This is a genomic window from Bacillus sp. RCC_6_1, assembly GCF_041360755.1.
GTDB classification, from domain to species: Bacteria; Bacillota; Bacilli; order Bacillales; family Bacillaceae_G; genus Bacillus_A; species Bacillus_A cereus.
In genome coordinates this window covers 1-506 of the sequence record NZ_JBFUPV010000043.1, presented here as the reverse complement: position 1 = coordinate 506, position 506 = coordinate 1, and the positions used below count along the sequence as shown (strand labels likewise).

Genomic DNA, 506 nt, shown 5'->3' with positions numbered 1-506 from the left:
TGTGCAAGTCTGGCCCTTTTAATAGCTGGAAGTTCCCTGTTATATACAACACCAACCTCAATTGTAAAAGCAGAGCCCACGCAAAATGTATCTAGTTCGTTACAAACAAATACTCAACGAGATCGTAATTCCGTCAAGCAAGCAATGCGGGATACATTGCAACTTGGATACCCGGGGATACTTGCTAAAACTTCTGAGGGTGGAAAAACGTGGGGGTATGCCGCTGGAATAGCGGATCTGAGAACCAAGAAACCGATGAAAACAGATTTTCGCTTTCGCATTGGGAGTGTGACGAAGACGTTCACTGCAACAGTTGTACTTCAATTAGCTGGAGAGAATCGCCTGAATCTAAACGACTACATCGAAGACTGGTTGCCTGGTGTCATTCAAGGAAATGGATATGATGGTAACAAGATTACTATCCGGCATATATTGAACCATACAAGTGGTATCGCTGAATACTCAAGGTCAAAAGACGCTGATTTTACGGATACAAAAAAATCGTA

The 506-nt window shown here is 42.7% G+C and carries 1 protein-coding gene; it reads left to right on the top strand.

Features of this window, described 5'->3' with window-relative positions; translation table 11 throughout:
- A partial coding sequence (locus AB6801_RS31230; protein WP_370941400.1) for a serine hydrolase domain-containing protein occupies nt 1-506 on the top strand: 506 nt, incomplete at both ends.